The sequence below is a fragment of the Cupriavidus basilensis genome (assembly GCF_000832305.1).
GTDB classification, from domain to species: domain Bacteria; phylum Pseudomonadota; class Gammaproteobacteria; order Burkholderiales; family Burkholderiaceae; genus Cupriavidus; species Cupriavidus basilensis_F.
Window position 1 is genome coordinate 1723415 of sequence record NZ_CP010537.1, and the last position, 20004, is coordinate 1743418.

Below are 20004 nucleotides of genomic sequence, written 5' to 3' on the forward strand. Positions count from 1 at the left end.
GTTCAGCCTTTGGTTTCGCTGGCCACAACGGCCATGCATTCAAGTTGTAGCAACATGCCGTGCTGGAGGTCGTGTACGACGATGTGCCGCGCGGGACGGTCGAGGGGGTCCGGGAAGTGGTGCAGCCATTCACCGTTGACGGCCTCGCGCACGCTGTTGTCCTTCACGTAGACGGTGAGTTTGACCAGGTCAGCGAAGGTCGCGCCCCCGGCTTCAAGCAGCCGCTGCATATTCGAAAAAGCCAGTTCCGCCTGCGCGGCGGCATCTGCCGGCAGTCTGCCGGTGGCGGGGTCCTTCCCGGCTATCGCCGAGGAGCAGATGATGTTGCCCACGCGAGCGCCGACCGGAATTGGCGCGTTGTGCGCCAGGCCGGGGACATCTAGCGAGCGGAGCGTACGTGTCATGGAGTACCTCTGTCAGGGAGTGTCGCTGCTGGTTTCGCCTGCGAAGAAGTTCATCGGCACAGTGGCCAGGAACTCGGAAAAGCCGGTGGTGCCGGCGGGCACATGCAACAGCATCGCGGCACCAGCCTGCGGTTCGTCACCGGCCTGGATGGCGCGCGCGATCTCCTGGTGGTCGCTCAAAGACTTGGCGATCTGGCTGCTGTTCAGGAAATCCTGGGTGCGGTAGCGCTGCAAGCGCCTGCGTGCCTGGCGGATATGCTCGGCCAGATACGTATTGCGGCAGCCTGTGTAAATCACCTCGTGGAACAGGGCATTGGCGGCCGCATAGGCTTGCTGGCTGCCTGTCTGCGCGGCTTGCCGGCAGTGGTGAATGCCCGCATCGAGCGCGGCGTGCAGGCTTTCGTCGCCACGCCGGGCGGCGAGCCTGGCGCACAGCGACTCAAGTTCTCCCACGTATTCGAGCATTGCCCGCACTTTGCTGATTGAAAGCCGCGCCACGATTGCGCACTGGCGCGGCGCGATGTTGACCAGTTCGCGTGCCGCAAGCTGCTGCAAAGCTTCGCGGACAGGCGTGCGCGACACGTTGAAGCGGACCGCCAGCGCTCGCTCATCCAGCGCACAGCCAGGCGCCAGGATGCCCTGTTCGATTTCTTCCCCCAGGGTGGCGAGAATGTCCTTGGCGAGGCCCGCGCGCGGCTCTGGATCGGCTGCCGCGGACAGGGTCATTCCCTCACTGGAGAGGGGGCGAGTGCGAACGGGGGGTGAAGTCATCAAACGGTTTGCATTGGGGGCCAAGGCCGGCCATCGCGCCGGGGTTGCTGAAAATATACAACAACAGAATTCTGGTATGCAAACAGAATATTTTTCGGAACGCGGAGAAACAAGCGATTGCTGTGGGGTTGCCGGTCGGAAACAGCACTGAAACGAGATGCTGACGGCACTTGCGAAGCCGTCTACAGTCATCCTGTCTCTTCCAGAAATGCCTTATAAATAAAGGAATTAGCGATGTTGCGGGATCTGTGCCAAGATCGATTGAGTTCAAGTGGCGGCTGCTGAGCCGCACGCCGCGACGAGCCAGATTCACTCAGGGAAATCACTGAGGCCTTGGTTTCAATACTTGCTTCTGGTGTATTGAAAACACCATTGTGGTATGCCACAATGATAAAACGCCGCGGTTGAGACCTTTCTGGTCACGGCGGGAATCCCATCTCAAAAGGCCCTGTTCCCATGCGCAGTCCAGCATCAGTCAGCGATCGTTCCGGTCTCGTCGCAATGACGGTAGACCGTATCCTCAAGCCGCAATCGATCGCCATCGTCGGCGCGTCCGCGGACCCGCGTTCCTTCGGCGGTTTCGTGTTAGCCAACCTGGAGCGCTTCGGCTATGCGGGCGCCATTCACCTGGTTAGCCGCGGCAGCAGCGAGATCAACGGCCGGGATTGCGTGAAGACGGTGGGGGAGTTGCCTGAGGGGATCGATCTGGCGGTGCTGGCGATTCCGGAGTCGGGTGTGCTCGAGGCCGTGCGTGGACTGGCTGCCCGGCACACGCATGCCGCAGTGTTGTTTGCCTCCGGCTATGCCGAAGCGGGTGAGGAAGGCCGGGCCAGGCAGGACGAGCTTGCCGCTGTGGCGCGTGATGCCGGGATGCTGCTGCTGGGACCCAACTGCATGGGTTTCACCAACTTCGAGGCAGGCGTACCCGTCACCTTCGAACCGGTACAGCCGTATCCGTGCGACGGCCGTCCGGGCATCGGCGTGGTTGCGCAAAGTGGTGCCATGGCGGCCAACCTGCGCGATGCTGTGATTGGCCGTGGCCTGCCGCTGACGGCGACGGTGTCGACCGGCAATGAGGCCTCGGTCGGCATCGAGGACGTGCTGGCGCATTACATTGCAGATCCACAGACGCGAGTGATTGCGGTCTACGCGGAGCAGGTGCGTCGGCCGCAGCTTTTTCTGCAACTGGCGCGCCAGGCACGCGCCGTCGGCAAGCCTATCGTGATGCTGATGCCCGGCAAGAGCGCAAGGGCGCGCGAGGCGGCCCAGTCGCACACCGGCGCGCTTGCCGGCGATCATGCCACCGCCTCGGTGGCGCTGGCGCGGGAGGCGGTGGTACTGGTGGATTCCCTGGATGAGCTCTTTGACGCAGCGGCAATCTTGCTGCGTTTCCCGGTTCCGCCTGGCGGCGGGCCGGCTTTTATGACCGGGTCCGGCGCAATGAAGAATATTGCGCTGGACTTCTGCGACGGGCTTGGCTTGGAACTGCCCGCCCTGACAGAAGCAACGACGCAGCGCCTCACCGGGATGCTGCCGGGCTATGCGGTAGCCGAGAACCCGCTGGACTACACCACGATCGGCGTACGGCAGCCTGGGCTGATCGGCGAGATCCTGCTCGCCATGCTGGCCGACGAGCACATCGGCAGCCTTGTGTTGAGCATCCCGGCCGGCCCGGAGGTGGCGCAGCGTGATAAAGCCGAGCATATCCTGCCGGCCATTGCACAGGCGGCCAAGCCGGCGGTGCTGGTAATCACCGGCGACAATGGCCCGATCGAGCCGTTCTTCGTGGACGCGATCCGTGCCAGCGGTGTGCCTTTCTTCCGCTCGCCCGACCGGGCATTGCGCGCCCTGGCGCGCGTGGCGGCTTACGGCGAGGCCTTGCAGCGTGCCGTGCGAGCCAGCCAGGGCGCAGCGCACGCGCTGCCGCTGCCGGCTCCCTTGCCGCCGTCGGGTGTGTTCGCCGAATACCAGGGCAAGGCCTGGCTGGCGGCCGCGGGCATCGCGGTGCCCGAGGGGGCGCTCGCTGGCAGCGCCGACGAGGCGGTGCGCATCGCCGCCCGGATCGGCTACCCGGTGGTCATCAAGGCGCAAGCCAGCGCGCTGCCGCACAAAAGCGATGTCGGCGGCGTGATCGTCGGCCTGGCTGACGAGGCGGCATTGCGGGCAGGCTGGCAGGAACTGCACGCGAACGTGTCATCGCACAGGCCCGATCTGCAGCTCGATGGCGTGCTGGTGGAGGCGATGGGCGCGCGCGGACTGGAACTCGTGGTGGGCGCCAAGCGCGACGCCGACTGGGGGCCTGTGGTGCTGGTCGGACTGGGCGGCGTGTGGATCGAAGCCTTGAAGGATGTGCGCCTCATTCCCGCCGACATGGCCGAAGCCGACATCGTGGAGGAACTCGGGCGCCTGAAAGCCGCGTCCTTGCTAAAGGGTATCCGTGGCGCGGCTGCGGTGGACGTGCCGGCAGTGGCGCGCGTGGTGGCGCTGGTCGGCGAGCAGATGCGGGCCAATCCCCAGATTACCGAGATCGACATTAATCCGCTGGTTGCCTATCCCGACCGCGTGCTGGCGCTCGATGCGCTGGTGGTCTGCAACCCAGCCGCCTGAGGAATCCCATGCAACTAGAATTTTCCGCCGCCGACGACGCCTTTCGGCAGGAAGTGCGCGCCTTCGTCAAGGCCCGGCTCCCGTCCGACATCAAGCGCAAGGTGGAACTCGGGCTGCGGCTCGAGCATGCCGACTATGTGACCTGGTTCCGCATTCTCGAGGCGCGCGGCTGGATCACGCCTGGCTGGCCTGTCGAGCACGGCGGCCCTGGCTGGAGTCACCTGCAGCGCTATATCTTCGATGAGGAGACGCTGCTCGGCGGCGCGCCGCGCATCATCGCCAGCGGCATCCAGATGCTGGGACCGGTGCTGATTGCATTCGGCACGCCGGAACAGAAAGCCAGATACCTGCCGGACATTCGCCATAGCAATACCTGGTGGGCCCAGGGCTTCTCGGAGCCGGGTGCGGGCTCGGACCTCGCGGCGGTGCGTACCACGGCGGTGCTGGAGCCCGACGGCAGGCATTTTGTCGTCAACGGCCACAAGGTCTGGACCTCATACGCGCACTGGTGCTCGATGATGTTCGCGCTGGTGCGCACCGACCCGGATGCAGCCAAGCCGCAAGAGGGCATCTCATTCATCCTGATCGACATGGCTTCGCCCGGCGTGGAAGTGAGGCCGATCCGCATGCTGGAAGGCGGCACCGACCTCAACGAGTGCTATCTCGACAATGTGCGGGTGCCGGTCGAGAACCTGGTGGGAGAAATCAACAAAGGCTGGTCCTACGGCAAATACCTGCTTGGCCACGAGCGCACCGGCATCGCCGGCATCGGGTCGTGCAAGCAGCAGCTCGCGCGCGCTCGCACACTCGCCGATGAGCAGGGGCTGGGCGACGACGCGGTGCTGCAGTGCCGTCTCGCGCAGTTCGAGATCGAGCTGATGGCGCTGGAATATACCGCGCTGCGCCTGCTCGGGGACAACCAGCGCAGCCGGGTGCCAAGCGTGGAGGCATCGATGTTGAAGGTGCGCGGCACCGAACTGCGCCAGGCGATCTATGAGCTGCTGGTTGAAGTGGCGGGGCCGCATGCGGTGCCCTTTGACGAAGCGGCGATGCTGGGTGCGGCCGGCTACGAGCAGAGCACGGCGGCCGATGCGGCCAGTCCGCCCACGCTGGCGGCGCTGGCGGCGAATTATCTCGATTCGCGCAAGCTGTCCATCTATGGCGGCGTCAACGAAGTGCAGCGCAACCTTATCAGCAAGGCCTTTCTCGCGGCCTGAACCAGAACCGGACCATGGACTTCTCCTATACCGATGAACATATCGCCTTGCAAGACGCGGTGCGCCGTTTTTGCGATGGCGAATACCCCGCGCACCAGCGCGGCAATCCGGAAGCGCCGGCGCTCTGCGCCCAGCGCTGGGCCAGCATGGCCGAACTCGGCCTGCTGGGCCTGCCTTTCGACAGCGAAGTCGGCGGCAGTGGCCAGGGCACGGTTGAACTGATGCTGGTGGCGCAGGAACTGGGGCGATGCCTCGGCGGCGGTGCCTGGCTGTCGAGCGTGGTGCTTGCCGGGCAGTTGCTGGACCAGGTGGGGACGGCGCGGCAGCGCGGCCGATGGCTGCCGGAGGTGGCATCGGGCAAGTGCCGGCTGGCGCTCGCCGCCAGCGAGTCCGACTCGCGCTATAGCCTGTCCCGGGTACGCACCCGAGCCCAGGCAAGCGCCGATGGCTGGCGCATCGAGGGGCGCAAGACGCTGGTGCTCGAAGGCGGCGACGCCAATGCATTCATTGTGGTTGCGCGTACTGCAGGCGACGTGGCCGATGACGATGGGCTGACGTTATTCCTGGTCGACGCGAAGACGCCCGGCGTAGCGGTGCATGGCTTTGCCACGCTGGATGGGCGCCAGGCCGCCCATGTCGTGCTGGATGGCGTGCAGGTCGGCAGCGATGCCATGCTTGGCGAGGCTGGCCGCGCGTTGCCGCTGATCGAAGCCGCCACCGACCGCGCCAGCGCCGTGTTGTGCGCCGAAGCGGCCGGCGCGCTGGAAGCGCTGATCGATCTCACTGCCGAGCACCTGAAGACGCGCAAGCAGTTCGGCACGACGCTGGCCAGGTTCCAGGTGCTCCAGCACCGCGTGGCCGACATGCTGATCGCGCTCGAACAGAGCAAATCGATGGCCTGTGCCGCCGCCATGGCAGTGGATGCCGGCGAGCCCGTGCAGCGGCGCCGGCTGGTGTCGGCCGCCAAGGTGGTGGTCGGCCAGGCCGGGCGCCAGGTGAGCCAATGGGCGATCCAGTTGCACGGTGCGATGGGCATGACCGACGAATGCCGCGTTGGCCACTACGCCAAGCGGCTGCTGGTCATCAACCAGCTCTTCGGCGACGCGTCGCATCATCTGCAAAGGTTTGCGCAACGGCCATAGAGCCGAGCGCTTCATAAGACAGCGACAGATAGGAGACAAGACATGGCATTCATCCGATCCATCAAGACTACGTTCTGCGTGGCGGCCCTGGGACTGGCGTTTGGTGCCCAGGCCCAGAGCAAGCTTCCCATTCGCCTGTTGGTGGGCTTCGCTCCCGGCGGCTCGACCGACACCGTGGCACGGGTGCTCGCCGACAAACTGCACAGTGTGCTGGGCCAGACGGTGATCGTCGAGAACAGGCCAGGCGCCGGTGGCCGGATGGCCACGGAGGCGCTGAAAAACAGTGCGCCGGACGGGCTCACGTATATGGTCGCGCCCAACGCGACCAGTATCTTCCCGAGCCTGCTCTATCCACCGTCGGTGCTCCGGTACGACCTGCTCAAAGACCTGGCGCCGGTGGCAGTGGTGGTGTCCTATCCGTTAGCGCTGGCTGTCAGCACCCGAACCGGCGCCACCAATGTCAAGGAGTACGTGGATTGGGTCAAGAGCCATCCGAAGGAGGGCGTGTTCGGCACCGCGGGGCTCGGTGGCCAGACCCACTTCACCGGATTGCAGTTCGGCAAGGCGGCCGGGGTGCAACTCAACGTCGTGCCGTATCGCGGCAACGGGCCCTTGGCCACGGACCTGCTTGGTGGCCAACTGCCGGCTGCGGTGATGACCGCGGGCGATATCGCACAGCACCAGAGCAGCGGCCAGGTCAGGGTGATCGGCGTGTTCGGCGACAAGCGCTCACCCGTGATGCCGGATGTGCCGACTGTCATGGAGCAGGGCGTCAAAGTTGCGTCAGGCGACGCCTGGGCCGGCGTGTGGGCACCAGGCAAAACGCCCAAGGCCGAGATCGAGCGCATGCAGGACGCCCTTAAACAGGTGCTGGCCATGCCAGAGGTCCGCGGCATCCTGCACAAAACCTCCTTGAACGCGGATTTCCGCCCGGCCGCCGAGCTCGACCGGCTCCAGCGCAAGGAACTGGCCTACTGGGGGCCCGTGATCAAGGCCAGCGGCTTCACCCCCGAGCAGTGAACGCATCCCGCGGCTGCCATCTCACCGAAACTAGAAGAACGCCATGAGTCTGAACGGAAGCGCTTATATCGTGGGGGCCTACGAGCATCCCACCCGCAAGGCGGATGACCTGTCGGTTGTACGGCTGCATGCGGACGTCGCCAAGGGTGCGCTGGAAGACGCCGGCCTGAGCAAGGGCGACATCGATGGCTATTTCTGCGCTGGCGACGCGCCTGGCCTTGGCACCACGACCATGGTCGAGTACCTGGGGCTCAAGGTGCGGCACGTTGATTCGACGGAGTGTGGCGGCTCGGCGCCCATCCTGCATGTTGCGCACGCGGCGCAAGCCATCGCCGCTGGCCGCTGCAATGTGGCGCTGATTACGCTGGCCGGCCGGCCGCGCGCCGCCGGTGCCGCGTTGTCGTTGAAAGCGCCCGATCCCGACGCGCCGGAGCTTGCCTTCGAGCTGCCCTTCGGCCCGGCCACGCAGAACCTCTATGGCATGGTCGCCAAGCGCCATATGTACGAGTTCGGTACCACCAGCGAGCAATTGGCGTGGATCAAGGTGGCGGCGTCCCACCACGCCCAGCACAACCCGCACGCCATGTTGCGCAACGTGGTGACGGTGGAAGACGTCGTGAACTCGCCGATGGTCTCGGACCCGCTGCACCGGCTCGATTGCTGTGTGATGAGCGATGGCGGCGGTGCCTTGATCGTGGCGCGGCCCGAGATCGCAAAGCAGCTCAAGCGCCCGCTGGTCAAGGTGCGCGGCACTGGCGAGGCGCCCAAGCATGGGATGGGCGGCAAGATCGACCTGACATGGTCGGCCGCAGCCTGGTCGGGCCCCGCTGCCTTTGCCGAAGCCGGCGTCACACCCGCCGATATCAAGTACGCCTCTCTTTACGACAGTTTCACCATCACGGTGCTGATGCAGCTTGAAGATCTGGGCTTTTGCAAGAAGGGCGAGGGCGGCAAGTTTGTCGCGGATGGCGGACTGATTTCCGGCGTGGGGCGGCTTCCCTTCAATACGGACGGCGGCGGACTGTGTAACAACCACCCGGCCAACCGGGGCGGCGTCACCAAGGTAATCGAAGCGGTGCGGCAATTGCGCGGCGAGGCGCATCCCGCCGTGCAGGTGAAGCACTGCGACCTGGCGCTTGCCAGTGGCATTGGCGGTGCGCTTGCCTCGCGCCATACCGCTGCGACGCTCATTCTGGAAAGGGTATGAAGACGATGAACACATCCCAGGCCACGCCGGCTCCCAAGTCCGCTGCCGCGCCCGTCGCACCATCCGGCCCGCGCAAGATTCCGGCGCCGCGCGCGCTGCCCGAGAGCCTGCCGTTCTGGCACGCGGCCGACGAAGGCCGTTTGCTGGTCAAGACTTGCGCTGACTGTGGCGAGACGCATTTCTACCCGCGGGACATCTGCCCCCACTGCCTGAGCGACCGGACCGAATGGTCCGGCGCGGCCGGCACCGGCACGGTGTATTCGTTCAGCACCATGGGCCGCGGCGAAGCAGCCTATACGCTGGCCTTCGTGACCCTGGATGAAGGCGTCACGCTGATGAGCAACCTGGTCGATTGCGATCCCGCGCTTGTCACCATCGGCCAGCGCGTCAAGGTGGTGTTCAAGCCAAGCGAAGGCGGACACGCCGTTCCCATGTTCACCCCTGCCTGAGAGGAGCGTCCATGACAGAGAAATCCACGCAGGACAAGTCCGAGCGCAAAGGTGCGTTGTCCCGCTTCACCGTTATCGACGCCTCGCGTGTGCGTGCCGGCCCGACCGCCGTGCGGCTGTTCGCGGACATGGGCGCGCGCGTGATCAAGCTCGAGATCCCGCCCGGCGCGCCAGGTGGCGACGACATGATCGGCGGGCGCGATCACAACCGTGCCGACTACGAAAACTTGCACCGCAACAAGGAAAGCCTGACCCTCAACATGAAGTCGCCAGAGGGGCTCAAGATCCTGCACGAACTGGTCCGGCGCGCGGATGTGTTCATCGAAAACTTCCGTCCCGACGTCAAGGACCGCCTGGGAATCGGCCCCGAGGCGTTGCGCGTGATCAACCCGCGCCTGGTCTATGCCAGCATCTCCGGCTTTGGGCAGGATGGTCCCTATGCAGGCTGGCCGGGCTTCGATTCGATTGCCCAGGGCATGGGTGGCCTGATGAGCGTGACCGGCAAGCCAGGGGAGGGACCGATGCGGGTTGGCATACCGATTGCCGATCTGTGCGCGGGGCACTTCTGTGCAATGGGGATCCTCGCGGCACTGCTGGAGCGCGAAGCATCCGGAGAGGGCCAGTGGGTGCAGACCTCGTTGCTGGAAGCGCAGATTGCGATGCTCGACTTCCAGGCCGCGCAATGGCTGATCGACAAGAAGGTCCCGGTGCAAAGCGGCAACGAACATCCCCTGACCGTGCCGACCGGCGTGTTCGCCACCAAGGACGGCTACCTCAATATCGCAGCGATCGGGCAGACGATGTGGACGCGGTTGTGCGAGGCACTGGAGGTGCCGCACCTGATCGAGGAACCCGGCATGGGTTCCGATCCGGAGCGCGTGCAGAACCGCGACAAAGTCAACGCGGCGATCCAACCCGCGCTGAGCGCGCGCACCACGGCGGAGTGGACCGAACGGCTGCTCAAGGCCGGGGTGCCGTGCGGCCCCATCCACCGTGTCGACCAGGTGTTCGCCGACCCGCAAGTGCAGCACCTTGGCGTGGCCTGGCCGATGCATCACGCCGAACTGGGTGAGGTGGCGCTGGTGGGCCAGCCAATGCGATTGTCTCGCTATCCCCGCGAGCAGCCGCCGCGGGCCGCCCCGGAGCAGGGTGCCGACACCAGCGACATCCTGAGCGAGTTGGGTTACAGCGCAGCCCAAGTCGCCGAGCTGCGCGCCGCATACGTCGTTTGACAAGGACATACCCATGGCAAGACTCGTCGCCGCTTTCGGCTCTTCCCACAGCATCATGCTGGTTTGCCAGCGTGAAGACTGGCAACACGGCTTTCGCCAGGTCGACCCGAAGAATCCGCACTATTTCGACCGGGCCGGCAACCCGACCACCTACGAGGCGCTGCTGGCCGTAGCTCCGCCAGATGCCGAGGCAATGGTGACCGCCGAGCGCATGGGCGAGCGCTACGACCAGGCCGAAGCGGCCATGGACGAGCTGCGCGAGCGCATCCGTGCCGCCCGGCTCGATGTGCTGCTGGTGGTGGGAGATGACCAGACCGAGCTGTTCCGCACCACCAACAACCCCGCCTTCGCCATTTACTACGGCGAGACCATCCGCAATGCAAAGCGCGACGTGAGTCCGTCCGACGGCTGGTACAAGAAGGCCCGCATGGCCCGCCAGGAGCCCGATGCCGACCGCGACTACCCGGTCAACGCCGCCATGGGCCGCTGGCTGATCCGCGAGCTGTGCGACCGCGATTTCGACATCGCCGCCATGGACGGGCTGGAGCGCGGCCAGTTCGAAGGCCATGCGTTCTCGTTTATCCACAGGCGCTACCTGCAGGGCTTGGACCTGCCTGTGGTGCCAGTCATCGTCAACACCTTCGATCCGCCCAACCAGCCCACGCCGCGCCGCTGCATCCAGCTGGGCGCTGCGCTGCGCCAGCTGATTGCGGCCTATCCCGAAGATCTGCGCGTGGGTGTTCTGGCCTCCGGGGGGCTGAGCCACTTCGTGGTGGACGCCGAGCTGGATACCGCCATCATCGAGGCCATCCGCAGGAAGGACACCACGTTCCTGGCGTCGCTGGATCCGCGTCAGCTGCAGGCGGGCAGCTCGGAAATCCGCAACTGGCTGATCGCCGTGGAGGCGGTGCGCGACCTCGATCTCGAATGGGTTTCCTATGTGCCGGGTTATCGCACACCTGCACTGACCGGCACCGGGCTGTGCTTTGCGGCCTGGCGGACCCTGGACTGCAGTGCCAAACCTGACCATACCAACGACCATGAGTGAATCCGAATCCTACGTACAACGCCTGCGCCGGCTCGACTGCTGCGCGGTGTCAGACGCGCTCGACAAGCTACAACTGCCGGGCACCGTGACCGGCCTGCAGCAGCGCTCCGGCGCCGGACGCATTGCCGGACGGGCCATCACCGTCAAGCTGGGCACTGGCGCGCCGCCGCCCGGGCCGGCCCGCCATCTCGGCTGCACGGCCATCGAGCAGGCAGGCCCAGAGAACATCATCGTCGTCGAGCAGCGCACCGGCGTGGAGGCCGGCAGCTGGGGCGGGCTGCTGTCGCTGGGGGCCAAAGTGCGCGGCGTTGCCGGCATCGTGGCGGATGGCCCCGTGCGCGATATCGACGAAGCCATCGATTTCGAATTTCCCGTCTTTAGCCGCGCGCTGACCGCCTTTACCGCGCGCAGCCGCGTGGTGGAGCAGGGCACCAATGTCGCGGTGCAGGTCGGCAACGCGACGGTGCAAGGCGGCGACTACGTGGTGGCGGACCGCAGTGCCGTGATCTTCATTGCCGCGCGCGACATTGTGCGCGTGCTGGAGACGGCCGAAGCCATCGTGCGCAAGGAGGCTGTGATGGCGAAAGCCATCCTGGCCGGCACGCCCATCGGGGAAGTCATGGGTGGCAACTACGAACACATGCTGAAAGGTTAGAAGACATGAGCGACCAACAGGACATCAATGTCGCACGCGCCGGCAAGCTGGACACGGCCACGCTGAGCGACGCGCTGGACAAGCACGGCATCGCCGGCCAGTGCTACCGCATCAAGGCACGCGGCGATGGTTTCGCCACGGCGGGCCGTGCCTACACGCTGCTGTACGGCCCGGCATCCAATCCGCCCGGCACCGTGGGCGATTACATCGACGACGTGCCGCCGGGCAGCGTCCTGGTGCTTGATAACGGTGGGCGCGACAACGCCACGGTCTGGGGCGACATCCTCACGGAAATCGCACACCGCCGCGGCATTGCCGGCACCGTCATCGACGGCGTGTGCCGAGATGTCGCCCTGTGCCGCCAGCTAGGCTACCCAGTGTTCAGCAAGGACCACTGGATGCGCACGGGCAAGGACCGGGTCCAGGTGGAGGCCACCAACGTAGTGGTCAATATTGGCGATGCGCGCGTGCAGCCGGGCGACATCCTGCGTGGCGATGCCGATGGCGTGGTGGTCATCCCGCGTGAACACGAGGCGGCGGTGCTAGACACCGCCGAGCAGATCGAGCACGCGGAAATCGCTATCCGCGAAGCCGTGCGTGGCGGCATGCGCCTGGACGAGGCGCGTCACCAGTTTCGTTACCACCAGTTGCAGACCAAGGGAGCCTGATCATGGCGGAACACGACGCAGCCAGCACCACGATTCGTGAATTCGTGCGGGTCAGCCCCAAAGTTGTCGAAGCCGCGCGGGCGCTGCCCACTGCGACGCTGCACGAGGCCGGTGGCAAGATCGGGGTGATCCCGCCGGCCATCAAACCCGTGGCGCCGGGTTTCCGTATCTGCGGCCCGGCACTGACCGTCCATTCGCCCGGCGGCGACAACCTATGGCTGCACCGCGCCCTCGATATCGCCCAACCCGGCGACGTGCTGGTGGTGCACGTGAGCGGCGCCTACGAGCACGGCTACTGGGGCGAGATCATGACCACCGCAGCCAAGGTGAAGCAGCTTGGTGGGCTGGTCATCGACGGATGTGTGCGTGATGGCGTGTTGCTGGAGGAAATCGGCTTCCCGGTGTTCGCACGCGGCCTGTGTATCCGCGGCACGGGCAAGGACTATGGCGCGATCGGCTGGCTTAATGCGCCGGTGCTGATCGGCGGCGCCCGCGTGGAAGCCGGCGACCTGGTCGTGGGGGACCGGGACGGTGTAGTTGTGGTGTCGCGCGCCCGCGCCGGGGAGGTCGTAGACAAGGCCCAGGACCGCGAGGCCACTGAAGCCGCCATTCTCAAGCGGGTGGGGGCGGGCGAGGCCACCATGCGGATTTACGGCTTTCACTGAGCGGAGCCGGATTCCATGACCGAGACCCCGCAAGGACAGCCGCCCGAACTGGTAGTCGACGGGCATGTCGCCGTGATTACGCTGCGCCGGCCCGACGTCGCCAACCGCCTCGAACCCGAAGACCTCGACTTGCTGCGCGAGTACCTGGAGGCGGTGAACGCTGACACCCGGGCCCGGGTGCTGCGTATCGAAGGGCAGGGCCGGCACTTCTGCAGCGGCTTCAATGTCGGCCGCCTCGGCGGGGCCGATGTCGGTGCCCGCTTCGAAGCACTTGCCAACGCGCTGGAGCAGGTGCGGCCAGTCACCATTGCCGTGCTGCACGGCGGCGTGTACGGCGGCGCCACTGACCTGGCGCTGGCGTGCGACTTCCGGTTCGGCGCCGCCGGCGCCGAGATGTCCGTCCCGGCCGCGCGGCTGGGCCTGCTGTTCTACCGCGGCGGCCTGGAGCGCTATGTCACGCGGCTGGGCCTGGCCACGGCCAAGCGCATCCTGCTGATGGCCGACAAGTTCGATGCGGCGGCGATGCTGGCTTGCGGGTACCTGGACCGGCTGGAGGACAGCCAGCAGGCGCTGCATGCGCTTGCGGCCCAGGCGAGCGAAAACCTGGTCGGTATGGCACCGCTGGCGCTGCTTGGCATGAAGAAACACCTGAACCGCATCGCGCGTGGCGAACTCGATACCGCTGAGCTGGCACAAGATATCGCTGTGGCCGATGCTTCCGACGACCTGCGCGAAGGCGCACTGGCATGGCGGGATAAGCGTGTTGCGCGCTTCGCCGGCCGTTGATTTGGAACGCACACGATGAGCGACAGCAACTATTTCACGCGCATGCAGCGCGGGCTAGCATCCGCGCCGGCTGTCGCCGGACTGCTTGGAGGCGTAGTCCGCGTCGCCGACCTGGTGGCGGGCACGCTGGAATCCGACTACATTGCCACCCGCGCATTCCTCAATCCGGCCGGTCAGGTGCAGGGCGGCATGCTGGGCGCCATGCTGGACGACGTGACCGCGATGCTGGTCACCGCGACGCTGGCCGACGGCGAGTTCTGCACCACGCTGAACCTGAATCTCTCCTTCCTGAGGCCGGCACAGGCCGGCCCGCTGCTAGGGCGGGCGCGCCTGGAGCGGCGCGGTCGCAACGTCTGCAACGTGGTAGGGGAACTGCGGCAGGACGGCCAGGTGGTAGCAATCGCGACGGCTATCTGCATGTTGGTCCGGCCAGCGTGAGCGCGCATTGCACGAGCGATGCGTTCCGACATCGCCGGCTTAGCTTCGTCAGGCTGTCTCCCGGCGATGTCATCGTCACCGGCACGCCCGGCGGCGTCAGCCGCCGGAGTTGATGAACACGATATCCGTAACGTCTGGCGCCAGATCCCCGTTTACTCGGGGCCGAATTCAACAGCCTGCTAGACGGCCTGCTAGACGGCCGATACGGAAGCGGCACCGCCCGACGAGCCATCCAGCACCGGCGGCGCGGTGACGATCGACTTCAGCCCGGGCTGCGCCGCGCGCAACTGGTCCAGCCGCGGCAGCGGACGGCGCAGTGCCGCCGACCCTGCAAAGGCTTGCTCCATGGCATGCGCCACGCCCAGCGTATGGTGATCGGCGCGGAAGCGGCCCACCACCTGCAGCCCGAACGGCATGCCGGCATGGTCCAGGCCGCAGGGCAGGCTGATGGCGGGGTGGGTGGTGAGCGTGACCACATAGGTAGGGGCCAGCCAGCGGTAGTAGTTCTCCTGCTTTTCGCCGTTGATGGTCTCGGCGTAGAGGTTGGTCCACGGGAACGGCGACACCGGCGTGGTTGGCGACAGGATCACGTCGTAGTCTTCAAAGGCGGCCTGGAAGCGGCCCAGGATGCGCGTCTGCTCGGCTTGCGCCCAGGCGCTGTCGCTCAGCGACATCGCCGCGCCCATCTCATAGTTGGCGCGCGTGTTTGGGCCCAGGCTCTGCGGATCGCGCTGATAGGCCTCGCGCGTGCCGGCGACAAAGCTCTCGGCGCGCAGCACGTCGAAGCAGCGGTGCGCGTCGCCCAGGTCGAACTGGATCTCGTCGCAACTGCGGAACAGGTGCCGCATGGCGGCGATCTTGTCGCGAAAGACCTGCCGGATCTGGTTGTCGACCGCGCACACGCCGAAATCCTCGGTCCAGCCCACCCGCAGCGAGCCCAGGTCGACATTGGCGGGCAGCAGGAACGACATCGGGTCGAGCGCATAGGTGAGCGGGTCGCTGGCCGAAACGCCGGCCGAGGCCGCCAGCTGCAGGCAGGCATCGGCCACGGTGCGGCCCATCGGGCCGACTACGGAGATGGGCGTCCAGCCCAGCAGCTTGCGCGAGCTCGGCACCACGCCAGGCGACGGGCGGAAGCCCACCACGCCGCATTTGGCCGCGGGGATGCGCAGTGAGCCGCCGGTGTCTGAACCGGTGCAGACCGGCAGCATGTCGGTCGCCAGCGCGGCAGCGGAGCCGCCCGAGGATCCCCCCGCATTCAGGTTGGGGTTGAAGGGGTTGCCGGTGGCGCCCCACACCGCGTTGCGCGAATTGGCGCCCGCGCCCATCTCCGGGATGTTGGTCTTGCCGGTGACGATGGCGCCGGCCGCGCGCAGCCGGGCCACCAGCACGTTGTCGGCGCTGGGCACGTTGTCGCGGTACAGCGGCGAGCCATAGGTGGTGAGCAGTCCGGCCGTGGCCTCCAGGTCCTTCACGCCCAGCGGCAGGCCGTGCAGCAGGCCCAGCGGCGCGCCGTCGAGCACGGCGCGCTCGGCCGCGCGGGCTTCTTCGCGGGCGCGCTCGTAGCAGGTGGCGGTGATGGCGTTGATAAAGGGGTTGACCGCCTCAATGCGGGCGATGCACGCCTCAAGCAGTTCAACCGGCGAGATTTCCTTGCTGCCGATCAGGCGGCGCAGCGCCACGGCGGATTGAGCAAGCAGGCTATCGGTCTGGGTCATGGTGAATTCTCTGGCAGGTTGGGGGAAAGCGCCGCGCCGGCATGGCAGGTGCGGCGGCGTTGCATCCGGATCGCGCTAGCGGCTCAGCCCGCGCGCCGACACCGGCCACAACGAGTCCACGGCTTGCCCGCGCACGCCAACGATCTCGTCGTACAGGTTGAGGGTGGGGTCGCAATGGCCTGGCACCAGCAGCACCTGGCTGCCGAGGCCCGGCAGGCCCGCCGCGCTGGTGCCGGGCACGGGCTCGACGATGCCGTGCTCGTCGTTGGCTGCCACATAGGCCAGCGCGTGGTCCTGGCCATTGGCGCCCCACACCAGCGGCAGGCCAGAATCCACCGCCATCGATTTCAGGCCCGCGTCCAGCACGACGCGCGGCGAGGGCCGCGTTGCCGCCGCCACGCTCATCACGGTGGTGGCGATAAACAGGCTGTGCTCGAAACGCAGCGCGCCGCCGTAGTCGTTGCGGCCGTAGTCGGCGTCCATGAAGACATAGGAGCCGGGCTGGATTTCGGTATAGACGCCGCTCTTCAGGTCGAACTCCACGCTGCCGGTGCCGCCGCCCGTCACCGTGGCGCAAGCCACGCCGGCCTCGGCCAGTTCGGCGACGATGGTGGCGGTACGCGCCGCGGCATCGGCTGCAGCCTGCCGGCGCGCAGCGTAATCGCGCACATGCTGGATGCCGCCGTGATACGCCTGCAAGCCGCGGAACGCTAGTTGCGGGTGCGCGCCGATGGCTTGAACGAGGCGCAGCGCGGCAGGCGCATCGGCCACGCCGCAGCGTCCCTGGCCCACGTCGATCTCGACGAACACCCCGATGTGGCTGCCGGCCTGCGCGGCGGCTTGCGCCAGCGCGGCGACCTGGCGCGCGTCATCCACGCAAACGCTCATCCGCGCATGCCGCGCCAGGCGGGCCAGCAGCGCGGCCTTGGCCGCCCCGGCAATCTCGTTGCTGATATGGATGTCCCTGACGCCCGCCTGCACGAACGGCAGCGCCTCGCTGACCTTCTGGCAGCAGATGCCGGCCGCGCCGCGCGCGATCTGCGCCAGCGCTATCTCCGGGCATTTGTGCGCCTTGGCATGCGGGCGCAGTTGCACGCCCGCGCGGTCGGCGGCCTGCTGCATCTGCGCCAGGTTGCGCTCAAAGGCATCGAGGTCGAGCATCAGCGCCGGCGTGTCGATGGTGGCCGCGGGCTGGCCGACGATGGCGCAGGCGCCAAGCTGCAGGGTGGCGGAAGTGGAGTCGGGGAGCGTCATATGGCGGGCTGTCTTGGGCTGTCTCGGATCGTTCTGGATGGCATGGCGCCGCTTCGGGGGCGGCGGTGCTTGCGATGATGTGGGCTGGAGGCGGGCGCTGTCAAACCGAGCCCGCCACGGGCCATTTGCGTGCGCTCAGTCCGCCGTGATGTTGGCACGTTGCGCAATGGCGCGCATGCGCGGCAGTTCCTTGGTGATCAGCGCGGTCACCTCCGCGCCCGTGCCGTATGACGGCTCGAAGCCATTGTCCAGCAGCTTCTTGCGCGTGTCCGGGTCGGCCATGGTCGCGGCCAGCGCCTTTTCCAGCTTCGCCTTCACCTCGGGCGCCAGGCCGCGCGGCGCCACCACCGCCAGCCAGGTATCCATATCGGTACCCGGGTATCCGCTTTCCGCCACGGTGGGCACGTCGGGCAGCAGGGATGAGCGCTTGGCAGTGGTGACCGCAATGGCCTTGACCTTGCCGGCGCGGATCTGCGGCACGGCGGCCGAGACGGTATCCACCGAGAATGGGATCTGGCCGCCGATCAGGTCGGTCATGGCCGGCGAGCTGCCGCGGTAGGGCACGTGCAGCATCTTGATGCCAAGATCGTTCAGCAGCATTTCGCCGGCGAACTGCGCGGTGGTACCCGTGCCGAACGAGCCGTAGGAGAATTTTCCGGGGGATGCCTTCACCGCCGCGGCGAGCTGCTTGAGGTTGTTGACCGGCACATCGCGGTTGGCCAGCAGGATCAGGCCGGTGCGCCCGGTCAGCCCGATCGGCTCGAAGCTCTTGAGCGGGTCATAAGGCAGCTTGGGATGGATGGCCGGATTGACCGTGAATGTGGTGCCCGAGCTGACCAGCAGCGTGTAGCCATCCGGCGCGGCCTTGGCCACCAGGCCGGCGCCCACGATGGTGCCGGCGCCCGGCCGGTTGTCGATCACCACGGTCTGGCCCAGGTGGTCGCCGAGCTTCTTGGCCAGCAGCCGGCCGATCACATCGGTCGCGCCGCCGGGCGGGAAGGGGATCACCATCTGGATCGGGTGCGTGGGGTAGGCCTGGGCCAGCGCGCTGCCGGCGGGCACCGCCAGGCAACAGGCGGCCAGGCATGCAAGCTTGAAGGTATGGACGGGTTTCATGCTGACTCTCCTGCGTGCGACGTTTGGGGGATGGATGATGGCGGTGAGCGGCTCAGGCCGCTAGCGCGGCCGCCTTGTCCAGAAAGCCTTGGTACTCCGCTGGCGGCACGAACAGCCCGCCGGTGGTCCACACCAGATGCGTGGCTTGCGGCATCATGGCTTCGAGCTGGTGCCGGGCCAGGTAGTCGCGCCCCGCCGGGCTCTCGCACAGCATGCGCGGCCCGCTGAAGCCGGCCGCGGCCGAGGGCTCGATGCGCAGACCTTGCGTGCGCCATGCCAGGGCCAGGTGCTCGAACAGGGTATCGTCCGCCACCGTGAACACGCCGGACAGCAGCGGGCGCATGACGCCAGCGGCCAGCTCCGAAGCGCGCGGCACGGCTAGCCCGTCGGCCTGCGTGCTGTTGCTCAGGCCAAAGTCATAGACGGACGGATTGCCTGCGCCAGCCATCATCTGCACCAGGAAGCAGGGCGACTGGACCGGCTCGGCAAACACGCAGTGCACGTGCGGCCCAAACAATTGCCGCATGCCGAAGGTGATGCCGGCCGGCGCGCCGCCCACGCCGCAAGGCAGGTAGACGAAGAGCGGGTGCTCGGCATCGACGCGGATCGCGTGCGCTGCCAGTTGCTGGCGCAGGTGCAGCGCCGCGGCGCTGTAGCCGAGCAGCAGCGACAGAGAGCGCTCGTCGTCCACGAAGTAGGTGAACTCGTCCTGCTGCGCCTGGCGGCGGCCGGCGGCGACGGCGTCCTCGTAGTCGCCGGCATGCTCCACGACTTCCACGCCACGGTTGCGCAGCCGCGCCTTCTTCCATGCCTTTGCATCCGACGACATATGCACGGCCGCGCGAAAACCCAACGCCGAGGCCATCACGCCAATGCTCAGGCCAAGGTTGCCGGTGGAACCCACCGCCACCTGGTAGCGCCCGAACAAGGCGCGCGCCGCGGGCTCCCTCAGTGCCAGGTAATGCTCGGGCTCGTTGCGGCCAGGGCCAACCAGGCCATGGCGCAGCGCCAGGTTCTCGGCAAACTCCAGCACCTCGTGGATGCCGCCGCGCGCCTTGATGGAACCTGCGACCGGCAGGCTGTGGTCTGCCTTGACCCACAGCCTGCCCTGGCTGTGTGGCAGCCCGAGGGCCGTCTGCATCGATGGCACGGCCACCAGGGGCGACTCGATGACGCCATGGGTTCCGGCCAGCTCGGGAAACAGCGCCGATAGCAGCGGGGCAAAGCGGGCAAAGCGCGCCTGTGCGGCCTCGACATCAGCTAGACTAATGCTGTGTTCGCCTGCGGCCTGGACGGGCGGCGGCGTCACGGCGCGCGCCGGATTGCACCAGAGCAACGGCGTGGCGGCGGCCAGGCTGGCGCGCAGCGCTGCGGCAGCGTGCGGGCCGGCTGCGGTTGATGGGTTCATGGCTAAAGGCTGGTTCATCGGAAAGGGATAGGCTGCTGCGGGTTCCTGGGTGACTTCATTGTTGGCCTGCGCGGATTCGCTGGCAATCCATTTATATTTAGCGAGGCATTAGTTTTATTAATGGCTGGCTGTGGGCCGACATGCGTATCGACGGACACTTATGAGCACCTTGTTATGAGCACCTTGTTATGAGCACCTT

19 protein-coding genes are annotated in these 20004 nt (G+C 66.8%); 13 read left to right on the forward strand and 6 right to left on the reverse strand.

What is annotated here, in order from left to right; all coding sequences use genetic code 11:
* Window positions 1–2 precede the first annotated feature (2 nt).
* Both RR42_RS28360 and RR42_RS28365 read right to left on the reverse strand, forming a co-directional pair.
* Window positions 3–332 carry a RidA family protein gene (locus tag RR42_RS28360; RefSeq protein ID WP_236702217.1) on the reverse strand — a complete coding sequence of 110 codons (330 nt, stop codon included), beginning with the start codon at window positions 330–332 and terminating at the stop codon, window positions 3–5.
* 84 nt (window positions 333–416) lie between these two features.
* Window positions 417–1367, reverse strand: a complete 951-nt coding sequence (locus tag RR42_RS28365) for a GntR family transcriptional regulator (protein WP_236702218.1) — start codon at window positions 1365–1367, stop codon at window positions 417–419.
* Between the two features lie 309 nt (window positions 1368–1676).
* Between RR42_RS28365 and RR42_RS28370 the strand changes: the two genes are divergently transcribed.
* Genes RR42_RS28370 through RR42_RS28430 form a run of 13 tightly spaced genes read left to right on the forward strand, consistent with a single transcriptional unit; the run spans window position 1677 to window position 14309 of the window.
* Entirely contained in the window at window positions 1677–3782 is a 2106-nt protein-coding gene (locus RR42_RS28370) for an acetate--CoA ligase family protein (RefSeq protein WP_043354874.1), read from the forward strand.
* Window positions 3783–3790: 8 nt separating this feature from the next.
* On the forward strand, window positions 3791–4999 hold the full coding sequence (locus RR42_RS28375) for an acyl-CoA dehydrogenase family protein (RefSeq protein WP_043354876.1): 1209 nt from the start codon (window positions 3791–3793) through the stop codon (window positions 4997–4999).
* 14 nt (window positions 5000–5013) lie between these two features.
* Window positions 5014–6141 (forward strand): acyl-CoA dehydrogenase family protein, encoded by a 1128-nt coding sequence (locus RR42_RS28380; RefSeq protein WP_043354878.1) that lies wholly within the window; start codon window positions 5014–5016, stop codon window positions 6139–6141.
* A gap of 42 nt (window positions 6142–6183) precedes the next feature.
* Window positions 6184–7161 (forward strand): Bug family tripartite tricarboxylate transporter substrate binding protein, encoded by a 978-nt coding sequence (locus RR42_RS28385; protein WP_043354880.1) that lies wholly within the window; start codon window positions 6184–6186, stop codon window positions 7159–7161.
* Window positions 7162–7204: 43 nt separating this feature from the next.
* Complete coding sequence (locus RR42_RS28390; RefSeq protein WP_043354882.1) at window positions 7205–8368, forward strand: thiolase domain-containing protein; 1164 nt, start codon at window positions 7205–7207, stop codon at window positions 8366–8368.
* Window positions 8369–8373: 5 nt separating this feature from the next.
* Window positions 8374–8817 carry a Zn-ribbon domain-containing OB-fold protein gene (locus tag RR42_RS28395; protein ID WP_052495269.1) on the forward strand — a complete coding sequence of 148 codons (444 nt, stop codon included), beginning with the start codon at window positions 8374–8376 and terminating at the stop codon, window positions 8815–8817.
* Between the two features lie 11 nt (window positions 8818–8828).
* Complete coding sequence (locus RR42_RS28400) at window positions 8829–10049, forward strand: CaiB/BaiF CoA transferase family protein (RefSeq protein ID WP_052495034.1); 1221 nt, start codon at window positions 8829–8831, stop codon at window positions 10047–10049.
* A gap of 13 nt (window positions 10050–10062) precedes the next feature.
* Entirely contained in the window at window positions 10063–11097 is a 1035-nt protein-coding gene (locus tag RR42_RS28405) for a protocatechuate 3,4-dioxygenase (protein ID WP_052495035.1), read from the forward strand.
* Window positions 11090–11752 (forward strand): RraA family protein, encoded by a 663-nt coding sequence (locus tag RR42_RS28410; protein ID WP_043354885.1) that lies wholly within the window; start codon window positions 11090–11092, stop codon window positions 11750–11752. Before RR42_RS28405 ends, RR42_RS28410 begins: the two co-directional genes overlap by 8 nt.
* 5 nt (window positions 11753–11757) lie before the next feature.
* Complete coding sequence (locus RR42_RS28415; RefSeq protein WP_043354887.1) at window positions 11758–12420, forward strand: RraA family protein; 663 nt, start codon at window positions 11758–11760, stop codon at window positions 12418–12420.
* Window positions 12421–12422: 2 nt separating this feature from the next.
* Window positions 12423–13085, forward strand: coding sequence for a 4-carboxy-4-hydroxy-2-oxoadipate aldolase/oxaloacetate decarboxylase (locus tag RR42_RS28420; RefSeq protein ID WP_043354890.1), 663 nt, complete (start codon window positions 12423–12425; stop codon window positions 13083–13085).
* A 15-nt stretch (window positions 13086–13100) separates the two neighbouring features.
* Window positions 13101–13871 carry an enoyl-CoA hydratase/isomerase family protein gene (locus RR42_RS28425; RefSeq protein WP_043354892.1) on the forward strand — a complete coding sequence of 257 codons (771 nt, stop codon included), beginning with the start codon at window positions 13101–13103 and terminating at the stop codon, window positions 13869–13871.
* A 15-nt stretch (window positions 13872–13886) separates the two neighbouring features.
* A complete protein-coding gene (locus RR42_RS28430) occupies window positions 13887–14309 on the forward strand; it encodes a PaaI family thioesterase (protein WP_043354894.1) in 423 nt (140 codons plus the stop codon).
* 191 nt (window positions 14310–14500) lie between these two features.
* Here RR42_RS28430 and RR42_RS28435 read toward each other — a convergent pair whose 3' ends face one another.
* From RR42_RS28435 to RR42_RS28450, 4 genes are all read right to left on the reverse strand, one after another.
* Window positions 14501–16027 (reverse strand): amidase, encoded by a 1527-nt coding sequence (locus tag RR42_RS28435; protein WP_043354896.1) that lies wholly within the window; start codon window positions 16025–16027, stop codon window positions 14501–14503.
* 75 nt (window positions 16028–16102) lie between these two features.
* A complete protein-coding gene (locus RR42_RS28440; protein WP_043354898.1) occupies window positions 16103–17281 on the reverse strand; it encodes a DSD1 family PLP-dependent enzyme in 1179 nt (392 codons plus the stop codon).
* Window positions 17282–17416: 135 nt separating this feature from the next.
* Window positions 17417–18397 (reverse strand): Bug family tripartite tricarboxylate transporter substrate binding protein, encoded by a 981-nt coding sequence (locus RR42_RS28445; RefSeq protein WP_043354899.1) that lies wholly within the window; start codon window positions 18395–18397, stop codon window positions 17417–17419.
* 52 nt (window positions 18398–18449) lie between these two features.
* Window positions 18450–19805: a D-serine ammonia-lyase gene (locus RR42_RS28450; RefSeq protein WP_052495036.1), complete on the reverse strand. Its 1356-nt coding sequence runs from the start codon at window positions 19803–19805 to the stop codon at window positions 18450–18452.
* Between the last annotated feature and the right edge of the window lie 199 nt (window positions 19806–20004).

Bases quoted from the DNA above. Each gene is read 5' to 3' on its own strand.
- RR42_RS28410 (WP_043354885.1), top strand. From the start codon at position 11,090: ATGAGTGAATCCGAATCCTACGTACAACGCCTGCGCCGGCTCGACTGC.
- RR42_RS28370 (WP_043354874.1), top strand. From the start codon at position 1,677: ATGACGGTAGACCGTATCCTCAAGCCGCAATCGATCGCCATCGTCGGC.
- RR42_RS28375 (WP_043354876.1), top strand. From the start codon at position 3,791: ATGCAACTAGAATTTTCCGCCGCCGACGACGCCTTTCGGCAGGAAGTG.
- RR42_RS28450 (WP_052495036.1), bottom strand. From the start codon at position 19,805: ATGAACCCATCAACCGCAGCCGGCCCGCACGCTGCCGCAGCGCTGCGC.
- RR42_RS28430 (WP_043354894.1), top strand. From the start codon at position 13,887: ATGAGCGACAGCAACTATTTCACGCGCATGCAGCGCGGGCTAGCATCC.
- RR42_RS28400 (WP_052495034.1), top strand. From the start codon at position 8,829: ATGACAGAGAAATCCACGCAGGACAAGTCCGAGCGCAAAGGTGCGTTG.
- RR42_RS28385 (WP_043354880.1), top strand. From the start codon at position 6,184: ATGGCATTCATCCGATCCATCAAGACTACGTTCTGCGTGGCGGCCCTG.
- RR42_RS28435 (WP_043354896.1), bottom strand. From the start codon at position 16,027: ATGACCCAGACCGATAGCCTGCTTGCTCAATCCGCCGTGGCGCTGCGC.
- RR42_RS28440 (WP_043354898.1), bottom strand. From the start codon at position 17,281: ATGACGCTCCCCGACTCCACTTCCGCCACCCTGCAGCTTGGCGCCTGC.
- RR42_RS28415 (WP_043354887.1), top strand. From the start codon at position 11,758: ATGAGCGACCAACAGGACATCAATGTCGCACGCGCCGGCAAGCTGGAC.
- RR42_RS28445 (WP_043354899.1), bottom strand. From the start codon at position 18,397: ATGAAACCCGTCCATACCTTCAAGCTTGCATGCCTGGCCGCCTGTTGC.
- RR42_RS28425 (WP_043354892.1), top strand. From the start codon at position 13,101: ATGACCGAGACCCCGCAAGGACAGCCGCCCGAACTGGTAGTCGACGGG.
- RR42_RS28420 (WP_043354890.1), top strand. From the start codon at position 12,423: ATGGCGGAACACGACGCAGCCAGCACCACGATTCGTGAATTCGTGCGG.
- RR42_RS28390 (WP_043354882.1), top strand. From the start codon at position 7,205: ATGAGTCTGAACGGAAGCGCTTATATCGTGGGGGCCTACGAGCATCCC.
- RR42_RS28395 (WP_052495269.1), top strand. From the start codon at position 8,374: ATGAACACATCCCAGGCCACGCCGGCTCCCAAGTCCGCTGCCGCGCCC.
- RR42_RS28380 (WP_043354878.1), top strand. From the start codon at position 5,014: ATGGACTTCTCCTATACCGATGAACATATCGCCTTGCAAGACGCGGTG.
- RR42_RS28365 (WP_236702218.1), bottom strand. From the start codon at position 1,367: ATGACTGTAGACGGCTTCGCAAGTGCCGTCAGCATCTCGTTTCAGTGC.
- RR42_RS28405 (WP_052495035.1), top strand. From the start codon at position 10,063: ATGGCAAGACTCGTCGCCGCTTTCGGCTCTTCCCACAGCATCATGCTG.